This is a genomic window from Psychrobacter sp. 72-O-c, assembly GCF_904846605.1.
Lineage (GTDB): Bacteria > Pseudomonadota > Gammaproteobacteria > Pseudomonadales > Moraxellaceae > Psychrobacter.
The window spans coordinates 1-16,739 of the sequence record NZ_CAJHBI010000015.1 but is presented as its reverse complement, the minus strand read 5'-3'; the positions used below and the strand labels follow the sequence as shown (position 1 = coordinate 16,739).

General features: G+C 42.1%; 19 protein-coding genes. 8 read left to right on the top strand and 11 right to left on the bottom strand.

Features of this window, described 5'->3' with window-relative positions; translation table 11 throughout:
• The first annotated feature begins 15 nt into the window (after positions 1-15).
• Positions 16-702, top strand: coding sequence for a M48 family metallopeptidase (locus tag JMX97_RS07135; protein ID WP_227671503.1), 687 nt, complete (start codon positions 16-18; stop codon positions 700-702).
• A gap of 159 nt (positions 703-861) precedes the next feature.
• The gene (locus JMX97_RS07130; RefSeq protein ID WP_201556454.1) at positions 862-1,473 is read left to right on the top strand and encodes a methyltransferase domain-containing protein; all 612 of its coding nucleotides are present in this window, start codon (positions 862-864) and stop codon (positions 1,471-1,473) included.
• A gap of 38 nt (positions 1,474-1,511) precedes the next feature.
• Here the strand turns inward: JMX97_RS07130 and JMX97_RS07125 are convergent, their stop codons facing one another.
• Entirely contained in the window at positions 1,512-2,423 is a 912-nt protein-coding gene (locus tag JMX97_RS07125) for a hydrogen peroxide-inducible genes activator (protein ID WP_201556453.1), read from the bottom strand.
• A 300-nt stretch (positions 2,424-2,723) separates the two neighbouring features.
• Between JMX97_RS07125 and ahpC the strand changes: the two genes are divergently transcribed.
• Positions 2,724-3,290, top strand: coding sequence for an alkyl hydroperoxide reductase subunit C (gene ahpC, locus JMX97_RS07120; protein WP_201556452.1), 567 nt, complete (start codon positions 2,724-2,726; stop codon positions 3,288-3,290).
• Between the two features lie 177 nt (positions 3,291-3,467).
• On the opposite strand, the gene JMX97_RS07115 is transcribed toward ahpC, so the two are convergent.
• Positions 3,468-3,716 carry a YdcH family protein gene (locus JMX97_RS07115; RefSeq protein WP_201556451.1) on the bottom strand — a complete coding sequence of 83 codons (249 nt, stop codon included), beginning with the start codon at positions 3,714-3,716 and terminating at the stop codon, positions 3,468-3,470.
• Between the two features lie 525 nt (positions 3,717-4,241).
• On the opposite strand from JMX97_RS07115, the gene ahpF reads away from it, so the two are divergent.
• A complete protein-coding gene (gene ahpF / locus JMX97_RS07110; RefSeq protein ID WP_201556450.1) occupies positions 4,242-5,822 on the top strand; it encodes an alkyl hydroperoxide reductase subunit F in 1,581 nt (526 codons plus the stop codon).
• Between the two features lie 104 nt (positions 5,823-5,926).
• Here the strand turns inward: ahpF and JMX97_RS07105 are convergent, their stop codons facing one another.
• The 5 genes from JMX97_RS07105 to JMX97_RS13955 form a co-directional block, all read right to left on the bottom strand.
• On the bottom strand, positions 5,927-6,784 hold the full coding sequence (locus JMX97_RS07105) for a bile acid:sodium symporter family protein (protein ID WP_201556449.1): 858 nt from the start codon (positions 6,782-6,784) through the stop codon (positions 5,927-5,929).
• A gap of 170 nt (positions 6,785-6,954) precedes the next feature.
• Positions 6,955-7,287, bottom strand: a complete 333-nt coding sequence (locus JMX97_RS07100) for a TIGR01244 family sulfur transferase (protein WP_201556448.1) — start codon at positions 7,285-7,287, stop codon at positions 6,955-6,957.
• 221 nt (positions 7,288-7,508) lie between these two features.
• Positions 7,509-7,835 (bottom strand): beta-lactamase hydrolase domain-containing protein, encoded by a 327-nt coding sequence (locus JMX97_RS07095; RefSeq protein ID WP_201556447.1) that lies wholly within the window; start codon positions 7,833-7,835, stop codon positions 7,509-7,511.
• A gap of 218 nt (positions 7,836-8,053) precedes the next feature.
• Positions 8,054-9,763 (bottom strand): SulP family inorganic anion transporter, encoded by a 1,710-nt coding sequence (locus tag JMX97_RS07090; protein WP_201556446.1) that lies wholly within the window; start codon positions 9,761-9,763, stop codon positions 8,054-8,056.
• Positions 9,764-9,868: 105 nt separating this feature from the next.
• Positions 9,869-10,372, bottom strand: coding sequence for a metalloregulator ArsR/SmtB family transcription factor (locus JMX97_RS13955; RefSeq protein ID WP_320157740.1), 504 nt, complete (start codon positions 10,370-10,372; stop codon positions 9,869-9,871).
• A gap of 301 nt (positions 10,373-10,673) precedes the next feature.
• Between JMX97_RS13955 and JMX97_RS07080 the strand changes: the two genes are divergently transcribed.
• From JMX97_RS07080 to trxC, 4 genes are all read left to right on the top strand, one after another.
• Positions 10,674-11,546: an MBL fold metallo-hydrolase gene (locus JMX97_RS07080; RefSeq protein ID WP_201556445.1), complete on the top strand. Its 873-nt coding sequence runs from the start codon at positions 10,674-10,676 to the stop codon at positions 11,544-11,546.
• Positions 11,547-11,658: 112 nt separating this feature from the next.
• Entirely contained in the window at positions 11,659-11,841 is a 183-nt protein-coding gene (locus tag JMX97_RS07075; RefSeq protein WP_201556444.1) for a DUF2892 domain-containing protein, read from the top strand.
• 291 nt (positions 11,842-12,132) lie between these two features.
• Entirely contained in the window at positions 12,133-12,744 is a 612-nt protein-coding gene (locus JMX97_RS07070) for a class I SAM-dependent methyltransferase (RefSeq protein ID WP_201556443.1), read from the top strand.
• Between the two features lie 165 nt (positions 12,745-12,909).
• Positions 12,910-13,353 (top strand): thioredoxin TrxC, encoded by a 444-nt coding sequence (gene trxC, locus JMX97_RS07065; protein ID WP_201556442.1) that lies wholly within the window; start codon positions 12,910-12,912, stop codon positions 13,351-13,353.
• Positions 13,354-13,486: 133 nt separating this feature from the next.
• On the opposite strand, the gene JMX97_RS07060 is transcribed toward trxC, so the two are convergent.
• From JMX97_RS07060 to JMX97_RS07045, 4 genes are all read right to left on the bottom strand, one after another.
• Entirely contained in the window at positions 13,487-13,888 is a 402-nt protein-coding gene (locus JMX97_RS07060; protein WP_201556441.1) for a hypothetical protein, read from the bottom strand.
• Between the two features lie 221 nt (positions 13,889-14,109).
• On the bottom strand, positions 14,110-14,469 hold the full coding sequence (locus JMX97_RS07055; protein ID WP_201556440.1) for a SirB2 family protein: 360 nt from the start codon (positions 14,467-14,469) through the stop codon (positions 14,110-14,112).
• A 163-nt stretch (positions 14,470-14,632) separates the two neighbouring features.
• Positions 14,633-14,977 carry a BolA family protein gene (locus JMX97_RS07050; RefSeq protein ID WP_201556439.1) on the bottom strand — a complete coding sequence of 115 codons (345 nt, stop codon included), beginning with the start codon at positions 14,975-14,977 and terminating at the stop codon, positions 14,633-14,635.
• Between the two features lie 242 nt (positions 14,978-15,219).
• On the bottom strand, positions 15,220-16,032 hold the full coding sequence (locus JMX97_RS07045) for a M48 family metallopeptidase (RefSeq protein WP_201556438.1): 813 nt from the start codon (positions 16,030-16,032) through the stop codon (positions 15,220-15,222).
• Positions 16,033-16,739: the final 707 nt, after the last annotated feature.

Here is a 16,739-nt window from a genome sequence, read left to right as displayed (position 1 = left end):
GGTAGCGAATAATCTATGGAACCCTTGAGCCTGCCACAAAAGTATGTTCATCCCTTATTAGAAAGTGCCGTGCAATGTCTTGCTCAAGCCGGCATCACCTTACAAATTACTCCAAAGCATGTCAAAAATATCAACTTTCGCCTCAAACCTTATCAATTAAGGGTGTCAGTACCGCTAAGGATCACCGCCGCTCAAGTCGCACAAGCCGTGACGACGCGAGTACCACGGGTGTTAGCCAATCATCCGCAAATATTGGCGCAGTACGAGCGCAAACAAAACCCTTCACCTAAATCTCCAGATACTGACAGCTCTGTTTTATTATGGGGTGTACCACAAACCTTTACCTTAAGTCAGGCTGACAAAGTTGCCTATTATCGGCAGCAATTATCTATCGTTATGCCTGAGCTATTTGATAAGTGGCAACCGATTGTTGGTGCTGAAGCTCGCGAAATACGGATCAAAAAAATGCACACGCGCTGGGGCAGTTGTAATACGCGCGCTCGCCGTATATGGCTGTCCGTTCACCTTCCTGCCTATCCTATAGAATGCACAGAATATGTGATTGTCCATGAGTTATGTCATCTACATCATGCCAACCATAGCCGCGCATTTTGGCAAACAGTAGCGACGGCGATGCCAGAATATAAGCAATGGCACGATATGCTGGCAGGAAAATCAGGAGTAATCGATAACACGGCCTAGACTGAGTTTAATTTTCAAGTTAATAGAGAAAGGCTATCACGTATTAAATTAATTATACTGATACGTAACGTCTCGAAATACTGATATGATAGATAATTTATAAATATTGCTAGGCGTAACGTTTAAATGACCTAGTCGCATATAAAGGAAGGGTAACGTATGGACAGCGTTAATCAAGCGGAATTTTGGCAGCAGCGTTATGAGCAGGATAGTATCAACTGGGACATGGGCGAGATATCACCGCCACTTAAAGCTTATATTGATCAGTTGCCTGAGCCTGCTAAAGATCAGGCAATCCTAGTAGCTGGGGCTGGCAATGCCTATGAGGTTGGCTACTTACATGAGCAAGGATTTACCAACGTTACGTTAGTAGATTTTGCCCCTGCACCGATTAAAGCCTTTGCTAAGCGCTATCCAAGCTTTCCACCTGAGCATTTGATATGCGCAGATTTTTTTGATTTATCACCGAGCCATTATCAGTTTGACTGGGTACTTGAGCAGACTTTTTTTTGTGCGATAGATCCTATACGCCGTGATGACTATGTAAAGCAAATGGCTGCGCTGCTTAAGCCTAAAGGCAAACTGGTTGGGTTGTTATTTGATAAGAATTTTGGGCGCGCCGAGCCCCCATTTGGTGGTAGTGCGGATGAATACCGCCAGCATTTTGCCCCATATTTCGGTATTGAAATAATGGAGCCTTGCTATAATTCGCATCCTGCACGGCAAGGTAGTGAGTTGTTTGTTATGATGCATAACCAACGTCAGCATTAAATAGTGAGCAGTTAGTTATGCTATCTACACCTAAATCACTAATCAGCAGTTTTGGCAGCCTCTTCAAGCGCCTGCTTAAACACATCACCGAGCAGATTCACATCATCAACACGAGCGTAATTTAGACGGGTAACAAAGGCGATATGCCGATGCGGCCCTTTCTCTGCCAAGGGTACGGCCACGGCGTTTTGGTTTTGTAGATGCAGCTGGTCTAAAGCCATCTCCGGTACCAATGTGGTGCCCATATTAGCCAATGCCATTTGAATTAAAGTATTTAAGCTGGCATCAGAAAAGCTTGATTTCATCTGCTCACGATCGAAATGACACACCGATAGCGTTTGATCCGTTAGACAGTGACCTTCACCAAGCAGCATCAGATTAGCAGTCGCTAACTCATCGGAATTGATGGTATCGAGCTTGGCATGGACATCATCTTTAGGGAATACTGCAAAGAAGTCTTCATCCCAAAACTCAAAACTATGTAGCCCATCTACCGCATAAGGTAGAGCAATAATGGCAGTGTCAATATGACCATAACGTACCTGTTCGAGCAAGCGCTCCGTTTGCTGCTCAACGATGGTCATACGAAATTCTGGATAGTGGGTGCGAAGCGCAGGCAGTACTTTTGGCAGCAGATAAGGCGCAATAGTTGGAATAATACCGACAGTCATCGGGTAAGCAAGCGGCGTCTGATGACTTTGAGCGCGGGTGGTCAAATCATTGATCTCAGAAAAGACTCGTTGCGCCCGGGTCAGAATGTCTTGTCCAATAGGGGTAATCAATACTTGCTTATTATTACGCTCAAAAATCTGCGTATCTAGCTGCTTTTCTAACTCTGCTATCCCTAAACTTAGAGCCGACTGGGAGATATTACAGTCTTCCGCAGCACGTTTAAAATGACGGTGTTTGGCGACGGCTAAGGCAAATTCGAGTTGACGTAAGGTAATCATAAGGGTTCTCTCTTAATTGGCTTTTTATTGATTTTTAATTGGTTTTTAATGTAATTTTGATGGTTATTAATTTTATGTACTTCTCAACTACTAAGGTAGTTTACGAATAGGGATAGGTTGAAAAGTAACAGATAGAATAGTTTAACAAGTTTAATAAAACAAAACATCACATTAAAATCTTTTAACTGGATTAACCATAGAATTCACGTATAGTTTGTCAGGTGGCCCAGTTAGCTAAAGGCTTAATTAAAACGATCAGACAAATAATCACCAATCAATTTAACGATAAAGGAGCCAATCATGGCCGCTATTATTAACCAAGAAATCCCAGAATTCTCAACAGAAGCTTTTGTAAACGGTGAATTCAAAACCATTACTTCAGACGACGTTAAAGGCAAATGGGCAATCTTCATGTTCTATCCACATGACTTCACGTTTGTATGCCCAACAGAACTTGAAGATATGGCCAATCATTATGAAGAGCTACAAGGCTTAGACGTTGAAGTATACGCAGTATCAACTGATACTCATTTCGTGCATAAAGCATGGCATGATTCTTCAGAAGCTATTGGTAAAGTAACTTACCCAATGCTTGGCGACGGTACTGGTAAAATCACTCGTGGCTTTAACATCATGATCGAAGAAGACAACGCAGCCCTTCGTGGTACGTTCCTAGTAGATCCAGATGGTCTTATCAAAGTTGCTGAGATTCATGACTTAGGTATTGGCCGTAGTGCAAAAGACATGCTTCGTAAAGTAAAAGCAGCACAATATGTACGTGAAAACGACGGCGAAGTTTGCCCAGCAGCTTGGGAAGCCGGTCAAGCAACTCTAAAACCAAGTCTTGATCTAGTTGGTAAAATCTAAGCAGTTGCTTAGTAAGTGCAAAGTTTAATATGTAGCAATAAATATATTGAATAATGACTTAAAAAAAGACCCCGTCAGCAATAGTTGATGGGGTCTTTTTATATCTTAAGATGTTTTATATTTTTAACTATTATCTTTCATAAAGTTTGTATATTAAAAATTGCAAATAACGGACGGTTAGGCGCGAGACTGAATTTTATTCTTATCGATTATTTTATAAATCTCGTCTTTAAGCTGTAGTTTCCGCCACTTCATTTTTTCTATTTCTTCATCACGACTGGCATGTTTGACTACGTCCTGTTCGAGCTGATTGATTTGCTGATCGAGCTGAGTATGCTCATCAAAAATACTCACAAAGTGGCTGTCTTTCTGTTTAAGTTCAGCGATAATATCTCTGTTATCTTGCCATGTATTAGTCTTTCTCATGTTGTCATCCTTGTTATTTAGCGCAAGCTTAGGGTAAGTACTTAAGCACTGGCGCGTGGGGGTTAAGACGGTTTATGATTATGAGACTTATTCATTATAAAGCCCTATTGTTATAAGGCTTGCTGTTAGAAGGCTGCTGTTATGAAAATAAAATGATAAAAGCTACCCATCGTAAAAATGAGCTTATCATTAGGAAATAACATTAGGAAATAAGCGATTAAACTTAGGACCTATTCTCGATTGTAGCGAAATAATCATGCTTATACCACGGTTAATATCCACACTTATATTCAAAATACAAAACGATTATTGTTATACGATTGGTTTTATAAAACATAGAATTTGAATTTCTCAGCTTGCTCAAAATGCTGAAACGCCCGATAATAGACGTATTCAAGGTCACCCACACAGTTGTTAAAGCGTTTTGAGATTTATTAACTGCTACTGACTTTTCACACTTATATAATCAGCCTAAGTCTAAAAACAGTGCTGATGTTACATATTCAATAAAAATGAGGAACAATCATGATAGACCAAGGCTTATTAGACGCGGTGAAAAGCTACAGTGAGAAGATGACTCGCCCTATTACCTTTGTATTAGGCAGCGGTGAACATGATAAGCGTGCCGAACTGATTGATTTTTTAACTAAAATCGCAGGCACTACAGATAAGATTAACTTTGATGCGGCAGCCAATGATGACAGCTTACCAAGCCCCATTAGCTTTGCGGTTCGTAGTCATATTGACGGCGCATTAACCGATACGGGTATCGTGTTTAGTGGTATTCCTGGTGGTCATGAATTTACTTCGCTGATTTTGGCAATTCTGCAATCGGGTGGTCATACTTTAAAACTCGACGAGGGTATTCAAAAGCTGGTTAAGCGTTTTAACAAGCCATTACAGTTTCAAACCTATGTATCATTATCTTGCCATAGCTGCCCAGAAGTGGTGCAAGCGCTAAACCAATTTGCGCTATTAAATGATGGTATCAGCAATGAGATGATTGATGGCGCTCTATTCCAAGAGCAAGTAGATGCCAACAATATCCAAGGCGTACCCGCTGTATTCCTAAATGGTAAACCATTCGCTAATGGTATGATTGATACGGCCAAACTAATTGGAAAATTACAAGAGCAGTTTCCTGATTTGTTAGCCGGTGGCAGTGCGGAAGATGCTGAACAGTTAGAGCAACAAGATGTGACTATTATTGGTGCAGGACCTGCAGGGATTGCTGCAGCTATTTATACTGCTCGTAAAGGCTTAAAAGTGACTATGGTCGCTGACCGTATTGGCGGGCAGGTGAAAGATACTCAAGATATTGAAAACTTAATCTCAGTGCCATTGACTACGGGTACTGAATTGACAACAAATTTCGAAAAGCATATGCACGAATACAATATTACTTTAAAACAGCATGTTAGCGTCAAAGAGATTGGTGAGACTGAAGAAGAAAACTATAGTATCCATCTGAGTACTGGTGAAGTATTTGAGAGTCGCAGTATTATCCTAGCGACCGGCGCTCAATGGCGTAAACTTGGTGTACCGGGCGAAGAAGAAAACATCGGTAAAGGCGTGGCCTACTGCCCACACTGTGATGGTCCGTTCTTTAAAGGTAAGGACGTGTCAGTCATTGGTGGCGGTAACTCAGGTATTGAGGCAGCAATCGACTTATCCGGTATCGTCAAACATGTCACAGTGTTTGAATTTGCTGACAATTTAAAAGCCGACCAAATATTGATTAATAAAGCCAAAGAAAAAGGCAATATCGATATCATTACCAGTGCAGCGACTAAAGAGATCAAAGCGACTGATGATAAAGTAAGCTCGATCGTTTATGAAGATCGTAATTCGGGCGAGACCAAAGAGTTGGACTTGGCAGCAGTATTTATTCAGATTGGCTTAATACCTAATACTAACTTTGTCAAAGGCTTCGTTGATATGAACCGCTTTGGTGAGATTGAGATTGATGAGCGCTGTCATACCGATCGCAAAGGTATCTTTGCTTGTGGTGACGTGACTACGGTTCCCTTTAAGCAGATTAACATTGCTATGGGCGAAGGTAGTAAGGCAGCATTATCAGCGTTTGAATACTTGGTTATGCAGTAAGCCTAAACCAATTTGACTCATTAAATCGTCTTATCTTTAACAAAAAATATTTAATAAAAAAAGCCACCTCATTTTTTGAGGTGGCTTTTTTATATTCCCTATAATCAGTTCTTATTCCTAATTAGAAAAATAATGGGGAGCGTAATAACATACATCAACACGCCATATAAAGCAGCGGGCAGGGCAATGGCTGGCAAAGTACTTACTCCCATAATAATAGGAGCTAAGGTAATAGCAGTAGTGCTGTTTTGAACGCTGGTCTCTATTGAGATTGTTTTGGTATCAAACCAGCTAAGATTAAACACTTTAGAAACCAGCATGCTTAAAGCAAATAAGATTACAATGATAAAGATAAGCTCTAGCCCAATTTGGGTGAACTGTGATTGTAGCAACTGCCAGTTAGAAGCAATGGCGGCAAAAACGATTAATACAAAAAAGATACTGGCCAAGCCATTAAGAATACCGCTCCTACGTACTATAAAATCGGTAAACTTATAGCGAGCGAGCATACCAAGGGTAACGGGCAAAGCCGTCAATAAAAACATCACTACGCCGATTTTTACGGCACTAATAGAGCCCGCTTGGTCTTGCATAAAGTGGTTAAAAGCTAGAGTGATCAAGATGGGTAAAGTAACAACTGATAATAGACTAACCACGCCAGTAAGCGCCACTGAGAGCGCCACATTGCCCTTGGCATAATAGGTCAGCATATTACTAGTCACGCCGCCCGGGCAAAAACTAATCAGCATGATACCAAAGGCAATGGCTGGTGGTGGAGCCGTCGCCAACACTACTGCTAAAGCAACCAAAGGCACGAAAATGACTTGGTTCACTAAGCCTATAAAGAATGCTTTGGGATAATTGGCGATAACCTTGAAATCACTGGGTTTTAGCCCTGCCCCCAAGGTAAACATAATATAGGCAAGTGCTAGAGGAAGTAAAGCTAGCGCAGTATTATTCATAAAACATTCCTTGTAAAATTGAAAGTCATATTTGAATAATTTTTCAAATAGCTCACATTCCTTGTGGCGATATAATTTTTAAATACAACTTAATATCTAATCCTAGATGCTATAAAAGCCCACACGTTTATATGGGCTCAATTATCTAATTATTTAAGACAGCTAATTTATCAGTCGTCAAGCAAATCCATGTTCTTTGCCGCTTCATAGATACCCGTTGAGCGATTGCCAGTACGGCAATATATCAATACTGGCTGCTCAGCTTGGTTAAAAAAGTCAGCAAACTCTTCTACGTGAGTTTGGTTTAGCTCATTGCCCGCAAAAGACACTTCTTTATAAGCAAGGCCTGCCTTTTCAGCCGCCGCCGCAATCTCAGCGCTGGTCGGTTGGCCAGCTTCTTCGCCATCGGGACGGTTGTTGATGATAGTTTTAAAACCATTTTCGGCAATCATAGGAACTTGGTCAGGGGTAATTTGTCCGGTAATACTGATTTCGTGGCTCATACGAGCTCCTTTTTTAGAGTTATTCATTTAAAGTGAGTAGTATTAAATTGAGTGTTATTAACTTTAGTGTTATTAACTATCAAACCTATCGTTTGCGTAAAGTAGTTAGTACAATTAACGCCAACTTTGATGATGCCCAAGCCTAGGCTGATTGAGCTTATTTTTAAAGACAGGGTATGTAAGTAGAACGCGGTTCATCATATTTTTATAGAAGAATCATTTTATAGTAGACCTTGCATCAAGGCACTTTGATAAAGCAATTTAGCACGTGCACCTGTACCGCAAAACATCAATATAGGTTTGGGTATCGCATGATAATAGGCTGCAAACTGCTCAACGGTGACAAGGCTTAAGTGCTCATCATCAAAAGGTAAGTGATGATAAGCCAAATTTGCTTGCTCAGTGGCAGTAGCTAGCTCATTGCTGCTAGGCTGAGTCACCGTTTCGTCATCTGGGCGTACATTTATCACTGAGCGATAGCCAAGCTCAGCAAGCTTAGTGCACTGTATGGGATAAATTTGCTTATAAATCGTTAGATTATCGGTCATAAATAATGTCGGTTACTTTCGTTAAAGAACTTAAAGGGTACAAGTTGTATTGGGGTTGTACGAGTATAGTCAAGTTCATATTTATCGTAGCATATTTATCATGGCGTACTCATCATGATAGCCGTTAGCGCAACCACAGTCTATCATAACGGTATTTTGTGACAGACAGCAATAGCCAGTGACAGTTTAAGGTAAAAGCCAACCGTCTATAATACAAGCTAGCTGTCTTTTAAAGCTTCGACTGCTTCGATAGTGCTTAAAAAAACCTGCCCTGACAGCTCAGTAATCAGTGGGGTGTACTCAATGATATCCATTACTGGCCCTTTAACAAAACTAAGGTTTAATTGCTTATCTTGAATAGCAAGCTCTTGGTTAAGGGTGATCAGCATCTCTTGTGCGGTTAAATCAATATGATTGACCGCTGACATAATTAGGATGATTTTACGAGCCTCTGGATATTGCTGAGTGGCTTGTAATACACGGCGATGGACGGACTCGCTATTGCCAAAGAATAAACTCTCATCGATACGTAACATCAATAAATTATGAAAGGTCACCACATCATGACGATTGATATTGCGAAAATGTCCTGTACCTGCCAGTTGTCCAACGATAGCTACGTGCGGCTGACTGGATTGCCAAATTAAACTAGCAAATGACACCATCAAGCCAATAATCAGCCCTGTATTAAGCCCAAATATAAGGACCCCAGCGAACGCTGCTATAAAGCTGGCAGCATCTAAGCGGTCACGCTGCCAAGCAGATTTTAAGGTCGCGATATCTATCAGCCCAATAATAGAAGCCATGATAGTCGCGCCCAAAATAGCATAGGGTAGTGGGGCAAGGGCATTGCCAAATGCTATCAAGGCGATGACCATTACCAACACGGTTACTAGACTGGCAAGTGGGGTCTTTGCCCCTGAATCGGCATTGATAGCGGTACGCGAAAATCCACCAGCGACCGTAAAGCTTTGAAATAATCCACCGGCAAGGTTAGCTAGTCCTAGTCCTGTCAGTTCACGGTTGGCATCAAAGGTCTCCCCGCGTAGGCGGGCATAGGTGCTAGCGACTGAGCTGCTTGAAACAAAAATAATCAACGCCATCAGACCGGCGGTAGGCAGCAAGTTTAACGCTTCACTGAAGTCTGGCACATAGGGCAGCGTTAAGCTTGGTAGCCCTTGAGGAATGCTACCGATAGTCGCTACCCCATATGCTGTCCAATGCAAGCTCATACTAAGGACAATCGCAATCCCAAGTAGGATAAGTGGAAATAGTCTTTCTGCCCATTTGGCGTATGACGGCGACAGCCAAGATTGCCATACCCATCTGCTGCCGTAGCGGTTCATCACCAACAGGGCAAAAGCGAGCACGCCGATGAGCAATGTCAATGGGTGCCACTGACGTACATACATCTGCATGCTGGATAGATAGCCGATCAAGCTATCTCCTGTTATCGGAATGTTGCTCAGATATTTAAGCTGGCTGACAAAAATCAAGACGGCTGCGCCACTAATAAAGCCTGCTGACACCCCGCGACTGATAAACTGCATAATCCAGCCGAGTTTTAGCCGTCCAGCAATCCATAATAGTGCCCCTACCATCAACGCCAGCAGACTTGCCATCAATACATATTGCTCAGCGCCTTGATCTGCATAAGCATGCAAAGCGCTGGCAGTCATGATGGCAGTAATGGCAACCGGTCCGACCGCTTGCACGTTACTAGAGCCAAGCCAGGCATAAACGATAACGGGTACAATCGCCGCATATAAACCATAAACGGGAGGCAATCCTGCCAATACCGCGTAGCCTAAACTTTGCGGAATGACCAGCACGCCCACTACCAGTCCTGCGACCACATCGGTCGGTAATGAGGTAATCTGGTAGTGACGCAGCCAAGCAGGAATCAGACGAGCGGCGATAGAAGGCATATCAACTTATCATCACATTAAAAAATATTATTACATTAAAAAAGCATCACATTAAAATTCGGGCAAACTCATTATTAGCGCTCAAAGCCATCCGTTTATGCAACATTACTCTGCCTTAGCACAAAAGCGCTGATACAGTAGCTGTAATACGGCTAAAGCGTCGTCACTAGCGATACTATAATAAATCTGTTTACCTTCGCGTCGAGTAGTAACCAGCTGATCCTTACGCAAAATGCCCAGCTGCTGCGATAAGCTCGGCTGTCCGACCCCAACTAGGGTTTCAAGCTCACCAACGCAGTATTCACCTTGGGTCAGCTGGCATAAAAGTATCAGACGGTCAGGATGCGATAGCGATTTTAATAGCTGGCTGGCTTGTAATGATGCGTCTTGCATTTGTTTGGCTAAATCAATCGGAGCAAAATCGGTAGCATCTGAATCTAAGCTATCTGTACTGCTATTTATATTGCTGTCTAGATCGTTATCCGTATGATGAACTAGACGAGTAGATAAAGTCATCGGTGGGGTAGAAGTCGTCAGAGTAGGCTCCTTATAAAGGTATGGGGCTGCGACAGTGGTCGCTTTAGTCGTGGCTTTCTTGGTTACGGTCATTTTAACATCCCACGTAATAGCGTGCTGTGACAATACACCAGTTAAATATCAATAAAAAGAATTAGATTTAAATACATAGTTAATTATCAATCATTTAACCCATTATATCAAGTTATTGTTATTTACATTATATAAATTGATAAAGTGTTAGCTTGCTGTTATATTAATGATGACAGTTAAGAGACATTCGTTAAAAGACAATAGAAAACTAAATATAGATTAGACTCAGTAAGTAGTTAAAAATATAGAGCTAAAATCAAACTATATATTAAGCCAATTATTAAACAGTAGCGAGGCAGCCATGCAAGTACATTCTTTCTTACATAGCGATACAGAGACTTATACCCACGTATTAGCAGACGTAGAGGAGCGGTTATGCGCGGTCATCGATCCCGTATTGCACTTTGATCCCAAGTCAGGCCGTACTGGTACAGATGAAATTGATGAAGTAATTGAGTTTATTCGCAATCAAGGCTGGCAGCTGGTCTACATTATTGAGACTCATGCTCATGCTGACCATCTATCAGCAGCCATCCATCTAAAAGAAACTTTAGGCGGCGAGCTAGTGATGGGGCGGCACATTACTGAAGTACAAAAAATATTCAAGCAAATTTATAACTTTGATACTAGCTTTCGTACCGATGCCAGCCAGTTCGATATTTTAACGGATGAGGGTTACACGCTAGCGCTTGGCTCAATTACCATTACCGCTATGCACGTGCCCGGACATACGCCAGCTGATATGGCTTACATTGCCGCTGATGATGAAAAAACAGCGGTCTTCGTTGGTGATACCTTATTTGCTCCCGATGTGGGTACAGCTCGTTGCGACTTTCCAGGTGGGGATGCTAAAACCTTGTATAGCTCAATCAAAAAACTACTGGCGCTTGCTGACGATACGATTATCTATCTGTGTCACGACTACCCCAGTCAAGGTCGCAAGCATTGTCCAACTACTACTGTAGCTGCGCAAAAACTAGGTAATATTCATGTCAAAGATGGTATCAACGAAGCTGAATTTGTAGAGATGCGTGAGCGCCGTGATGCTACGCTTGATATGCCGCGACTGATTATTCCTTCAGTACAAATCAATATTGATGCCGGTCATCTGCCTAAGCCTGAAGATAATGGTACTCGTTATTTAAAAGTACCCATTAACGTCCTTGGACAATAAATAAGCAAAGTACAATCACTACTCTTGAGAATGTTAGTCTGTGTTGTTATGACATGACTGACTTATCTATTCACTCTGTTCGCATCAAGCGATTGAGATTAAGGAATCAGTTATGAAAATTAATGTCGGAAATACTGAAAGATTATTACGTATTATCGCCGGTATAATCATTATTGGCGTTGGTATTTATTATCAAAGCTGGTGGGGCGTGGTCGGCCTGATTCCTTTATTGACTGGACTATTCCGTTTTTGTCCACTTTATGCGATGTTAGGTATGAACACCTGTAAACGCTAAGCAGCTGGTAATAGCGTCAGTTGATAAAAAAGCTATTGTTGAGCGACATAAGTAATGTAAAAATACTGACTTCGATAAGTAATGCTAATAGGAAATTAGTAGCACGTTGCTATAAGCGACTCTCTTTTATTTTGAATCGACTATAGCAGTCCGAATATGAGGGAAGAGAAGCTACAAAGGTATCATAAAGCTACAGAGGCATTGCATGCTATGCTCGTATTGCCAAGTAACCAATCGCGTGTCATTTACAAGGTTGAGTGCAGCGTCCAATTGCGATAGATGGAGAAAGTAATGAATCCGTACAAGCGCTATGTATTGCCAAAAATGATCGATATTGCTTGTGGCATGGGTAATGTGATGAAAGCACGGTCCAAAATCGTACCCCAAGCAACAGGCGAAGTGCTGGAAATTGGCATCGGCAGCGGTCTCAACTTGCAGTTTTATGACCCAGAGACGGTTTCTTCTATTGTTGGTATCGACCCAGCCGCCGAGATGCAGACCCTCGGGCGCGCGAGAGCTTCCGATATCAGCATCCCCGTTGAGATGATGGCAGTTGATGTTTATGGCATTCATGCCGAGACAGATCGCTTCGACACTATTGTCATGACTTTTACCTTATGCAGTATTAACGATCCGATAGCAGCGCTTCAGGAAATGAAACGTGTGCTCAAGCCTGGAGGTCGGCTGTTATTCTGTGAACACGGCTTAGCACCGGATCTCTCAGTCGAGCGTTGGCAGCACCGATTAACCCCTTTGTGGAAACCCATGGCGGGTGGCTGTCATCTGAACCGTGACATTCCAGCGCTTATCGAAGAAGGTGGTTTCCTCGTCGAGGAGCTGAGCACGGAGTATTTACCCGGGCCACGGCCGATGACTTATGTGTACAGCGGTTGGGCGCAGTAAGCGGTCTAGTTACGGAAGCCGCTTTCTAGCACTTTCTCCAAACACCGGGTAAAGTGCGAACGACTGCGCGGATTGAGCAACAGGGAGTTAATAGCAAGCGTTACTATTTACGAAGCAAACCTATCAAAAAAACAAGATCGTCATCGTTAGTATAGGAGTCATAATATGAATGAAGAGAAGCTACCAGGGTGTCATGTGGTATGTCCACATTGTCAAGCGACCAATCGTGTGCCAGCTACTCGTTTAAGTGCGGCACCCAATTGTGGTAAATGTGGTAAGCCGTTATTAACTGGCAGTCCTCATGAGCTAAATGCGCAAACAGTCAGTAAAGTCATTCAAAAAAATGATGTTTTAACTATTGTGGATTTTTGGGCGAGTTGGTGTCAGCCTTGTCTCATGATGGCACCGGAATTTAAAACAGCTGCTAGTCAACTGCCGCAAGTGGTATTTGCTAAGATACAGACGGATAAATATGAGCAAGCCGCTGCGCCTTATAATATCCGTAGCCTACCGACGATGGTGGCCTTTAGGAATGGTAAGGAAGTTGCTCGTCAGTCGGGCGCGCTACCAAGCAACCAGATTGTACAGTGGGTGCAAAGCTTGAAGTAGTAGCCTTTATCGACCTGAGTATTTTTAAGCTAAGATTAAGTTTTTAGAATGAGTCAAAAAAAGCCAATACGTTTATAGCGTATTGGCTTTTTTAAACTAAAATTTTATGGATAAAACTAGTTTTAAGATCGGCTTACTCACCGTAAATTTTCACACCATTGGCAAAGCTACAACGCTGGATACGTGCCGATTGGATAATGGCATCACGCTCACCATAAAGCCGTGACAACTTAGCATCACGGCTTTTGGTATCGTTGCTTTTACCCACGCCAAAGCTAATATTAGGGGAGATACCCCAGCGGCCTGCCGATACCCCAACGCCCACGCCTGAGGTGGACAAAGTCGACTGCTCATTACGAGTGGCTTCAACGTAGCGATTCACGCGCACGTATTCTTGGCTCAATGCTTGGCAATCATAGTTTTGATAAGTACTTGGTGGCACGTATTGCGGTGTTAAGCTACCTGTAGAGGCGCAACCTGAGAGACCAAATATGCCGGCCGCTGCCAATAACGTTGCTGTAGTAAGAATTTTCATAATGGCTCCGTGAGGCTAAGATATTTCTCTATTGAAAAAACACTTATTGAAAAACAAGGTACTTTCTCAGTTGAAAAAGGCGTGATACGTACTTGAAAAGATGGTGTATTTATTTAAGATAGCAAAAATAAATCAATCACGGTAATAAAAAGCCATTTAAGCGACAAAAACGATGCTAAAGAGTTACTAAATATCAACATGGCCTAGTCTTAGAGTAGAGGTTAGAATAAGTTATCAGGCTTCACAAACGCCAAGATTAAGATACCAACATAAGCGACCGCAGCGATAATAAGGCCAACCTTACTTTCTTCTCGAGTAGCATTGGGACTAAACGCTTTAATGCTAGCGCTAATGGCAGCAATAAGTAATATAATCTTAGCAAACACCCACTGTACCGGTGCATTGGCACCCATCAGTTGCACTAACATCCAAGCACCTGAGAAAATAAGCCATGCATAGACAACATGAGTAGAGATTTTTACCACACGCGGTGCGCGTTTATTAGTGCTTAAGACCAAATAGCTTTGGTATAAAAACAACACAATTACGAGTGCTGCCATCAACATATGCAAGTGTTTCATGAAATGACGTTCCTTTTACCGTTTACTGTTGTAGTCCGTAGACTAGAATATGGTGTTGAGTATACGCAGAAAAAGGCGTGATTGCTGGTTGGATAAGACTTTATAAACATAAGTATAAATTTCTATCTAAACTTAGTGCATCGCTCATTATTATTAGAGAATTTTAACCTGCATTTTGACCCGCACATAATGGACTATCAGGACTCTGTCCTTGCCATTCTTGCGGAGCGTAGGCGTGGATTGCCAAGGCATGCACATTGCCGCCTTGTGAGGTTAGTAGTGCGGTTACCAACTCATAAATCATCTGATGGCGCCCCACTAGGCGCTTACTTGTAAAAGCGTCACTGACGATAGTAAGCTTAAAATGGCTTTCCTTACCTTCAAAATAGCCGGCATGATTCATTGATTCATTAACTAAAGTAAGATGTTGCGGCTGTAAAGCTTGTAGGGCTTTTTCAAGAGCAACAGCAGTCGGAGTAGAATGAGAAGTAGCGTTAGAATGGCTCATGGCGATCCTTATGGGGTAATAACTAGGAAAATAGTTAGGATGATAGCTAATAGTAAGCAAAGAAGTTGTTGGCACCATTGTAGCAGACGTGAACTGACATAGAGAAAACGCTGCGAGACCCATCTAATGCGTGTAAACCAAACAGGGGTTATCGGATTGAAGATTATAGGATTAAAGAATATAAAAAAGCAGAGCGCAACTGATAGGTTACGCTCTGCTTTTTATTGTCTACAGGGCAGCTCTTAACGGCGTGATCTTTGATACAGCGGCATCACTTTAGGCATCAACGATTGCAACTGGGCAATACGGTTGCTACTGGTTGGGTGAGTGCTTAAGAATTGTGGTGGCTCACCTTGGCTGGCGCGTTGCATTTTTTGCCATAAGGTAACGGCAGCTTGTGGATTATATCCAGCACGTGCCATCAGCTCCAGACCCATTTGATCCGCTTCGCTTTCTTGGGTACGGCTGTGTGGACGGCTAATCCCAAAGTCACCGGCTAAGTTTGCTAGATCCGCTTGACCTTGTGTAAGACCGAAGACGCTAGCTGCAACACCGATACCAGTTTGGGTGGCATACTGACGTGAGAGACGTTCGCGCGAGTGTTCGCGCAGCGCGTGTGACATCTCATGACCCATGATAGCAGCGATCTCATCGTCTGTTAGATTTAGACGGTCAATAATGCCGCTGTAAAACATTATCTTACCACCAGGCATAACAAAAGCATTCAGCTCTTTAGAGTTAATAGTATGTACTTCCCATTTCCATTTCGCTGCATCGGGACGATAAACACCGACTTGACCTACTAGCCGATTCGCGACATTCTTAAGGCGATTCAGCTGAGCGCTATTAGTGTCAAGAACACCACGCGCACGCGCTTGTTGGATACTTTTATTGTAACTCTGTGCAGACATGTCTAAGACTTGCTCGCTAGACACCAGAAGCAGCTGTTGGCGATCAACGCCGACCGCACCACTATTAGTAGTACTGGTACAACCGGTAAGGCTTAGCACCGATAACGATGCCGCCATAACCGTAGTAGTAAGCAATTTTTTCATAACAAACATCCTCATTGTAAAAGTAAGATTGAACAAAAATAATCATTTAGATAAAGTAGAAGCTACTGATAAAAAAGGCCAAGCCGTTATTAAAATTTTATTGATTGACTACTGATGCCTATTATTCCTGTTATTTTCTATAATAACTGGCTCTTCAAATACTGGCCCCTCAAATAATAGTCACTTAATAATATAAGCCTGTAAGGAGCCACTATATCAGTGATCGGTTTTTAATCAGTATTGTATCAGGATCAAATTAGCATCAATATCAAAATAGATTATTAGTATAATAATGATAACGAGATAAAACCAGTGCAACAAAAGTAACAATATTACGCATCATTGTAAGTGAGCTTGTGAAGAGTAAGGTCTAGGTAACTCTCATATTAACTATAATACTAACAATTCAGGTAAAACAAGTAGGGATTGTCAAATAGCTTGATAAATTTAGAGTTCTATATTTCTATGACTCAAAATTCATGATTTAAAAAAGCTGTTAGGTAGCGACTAACTGGTTTTAAGAGTTATAGGATCAATAAAATAAGGTTAACCCATATTCTATAGGTACGAAACAGTCGAATATAGTCAGTTCACAATAAAAAAAATACAGCCCATATCATGAAACAGTTTAGGCAGATTATTCTCCATCCAGCCTTGGCGTAGAAATTTAGCTTGTGCCCACTTCTTCTCGATAGGATTTAGATCGG

What these genes read in the sequence shown, in the direction of transcription:
- JMX97_RS07135 (WP_227671503.1), top strand. Translation starts at nt 16, where the DNA reads ATGGAACCCTTGAGCCTGCCACAAAAGTATGTTCATCCCTTATTAGAA.
- JMX97_RS07130 (WP_201556454.1), top strand. Translation starts at nt 862, where the DNA reads ATGGACAGCGTTAATCAAGCGGAATTTTGGCAGCAGCGTTATGAGCAG.
- JMX97_RS07125 (WP_201556453.1), bottom strand. Translation starts at nt 2,423, where the DNA reads ATGATTACCTTACGTCAACTCGAATTTGCCTTAGCCGTCGCCAAACAC.
- ahpC (WP_201556452.1), top strand. Translation starts at nt 2,724, where the DNA reads ATGGCCGCTATTATTAACCAAGAAATCCCAGAATTCTCAACAGAAGCT.
- JMX97_RS07115 (WP_201556451.1), bottom strand. Translation starts at nt 3,716, where the DNA reads ATGAGAAAGACTAATACATGGCAAGATAACAGAGATATTATCGCTGAA.
- ahpF (WP_201556450.1), top strand. Translation starts at nt 4,242, where the DNA reads ATGATAGACCAAGGCTTATTAGACGCGGTGAAAAGCTACAGTGAGAAG.
- JMX97_RS07105 (WP_201556449.1), bottom strand. Translation starts at nt 6,784, where the DNA reads ATGAATAATACTGCGCTAGCTTTACTTCCTCTAGCACTTGCCTATATT.
- JMX97_RS07100 (WP_201556448.1), bottom strand. Translation starts at nt 7,287, where the DNA reads ATGAGCCACGAAATCAGTATTACCGGACAAATTACCCCTGACCAAGTT.
- JMX97_RS07095 (WP_201556447.1), bottom strand. Translation starts at nt 7,835, where the DNA reads ATGACCGATAATCTAACGATTTATAAGCAAATTTATCCCATACAGTGC.
- JMX97_RS07090 (WP_201556446.1), bottom strand. Translation starts at nt 9,763, where the DNA reads ATGCCTTCTATCGCCGCTCGTCTGATTCCTGCTTGGCTGCGTCACTAC.
- JMX97_RS13955 (WP_320157740.1), bottom strand. Translation starts at nt 10,372, where the DNA reads ATGACCGTAACCAAGAAAGCCACGACTAAAGCGACCACTGTCGCAGCC.
- JMX97_RS07080 (WP_201556445.1), top strand. Translation starts at nt 10,674, where the DNA reads ATGCAAGTACATTCTTTCTTACATAGCGATACAGAGACTTATACCCAC.
- JMX97_RS07075 (WP_201556444.1), top strand. Translation starts at nt 11,659, where the DNA reads ATGAAAATTAATGTCGGAAATACTGAAAGATTATTACGTATTATCGCC.
- JMX97_RS07070 (WP_201556443.1), top strand. Translation starts at nt 12,133, where the DNA reads ATGAATCCGTACAAGCGCTATGTATTGCCAAAAATGATCGATATTGCT.
- trxC (WP_201556442.1), top strand. Translation starts at nt 12,910, where the DNA reads ATGAATGAAGAGAAGCTACCAGGGTGTCATGTGGTATGTCCACATTGT.
- JMX97_RS07060 (WP_201556441.1), bottom strand. Translation starts at nt 13,888, where the DNA reads ATGAAAATTCTTACTACAGCAACGTTATTGGCAGCGGCCGGCATATTT.
- JMX97_RS07055 (WP_201556440.1), bottom strand. Translation starts at nt 14,469, where the DNA reads ATGAAACACTTGCATATGTTGATGGCAGCACTCGTAATTGTGTTGTTT.
- JMX97_RS07050 (WP_201556439.1), bottom strand. Translation starts at nt 14,977, where the DNA reads ATGAGCCATTCTAACGCTACTTCTCATTCTACTCCGACTGCTGTTGCT.
- JMX97_RS07045 (WP_201556438.1), bottom strand. Translation starts at nt 16,032, where the DNA reads ATGAAAAAATTGCTTACTACTACGGTTATGGCGGCATCGTTATCGGTG.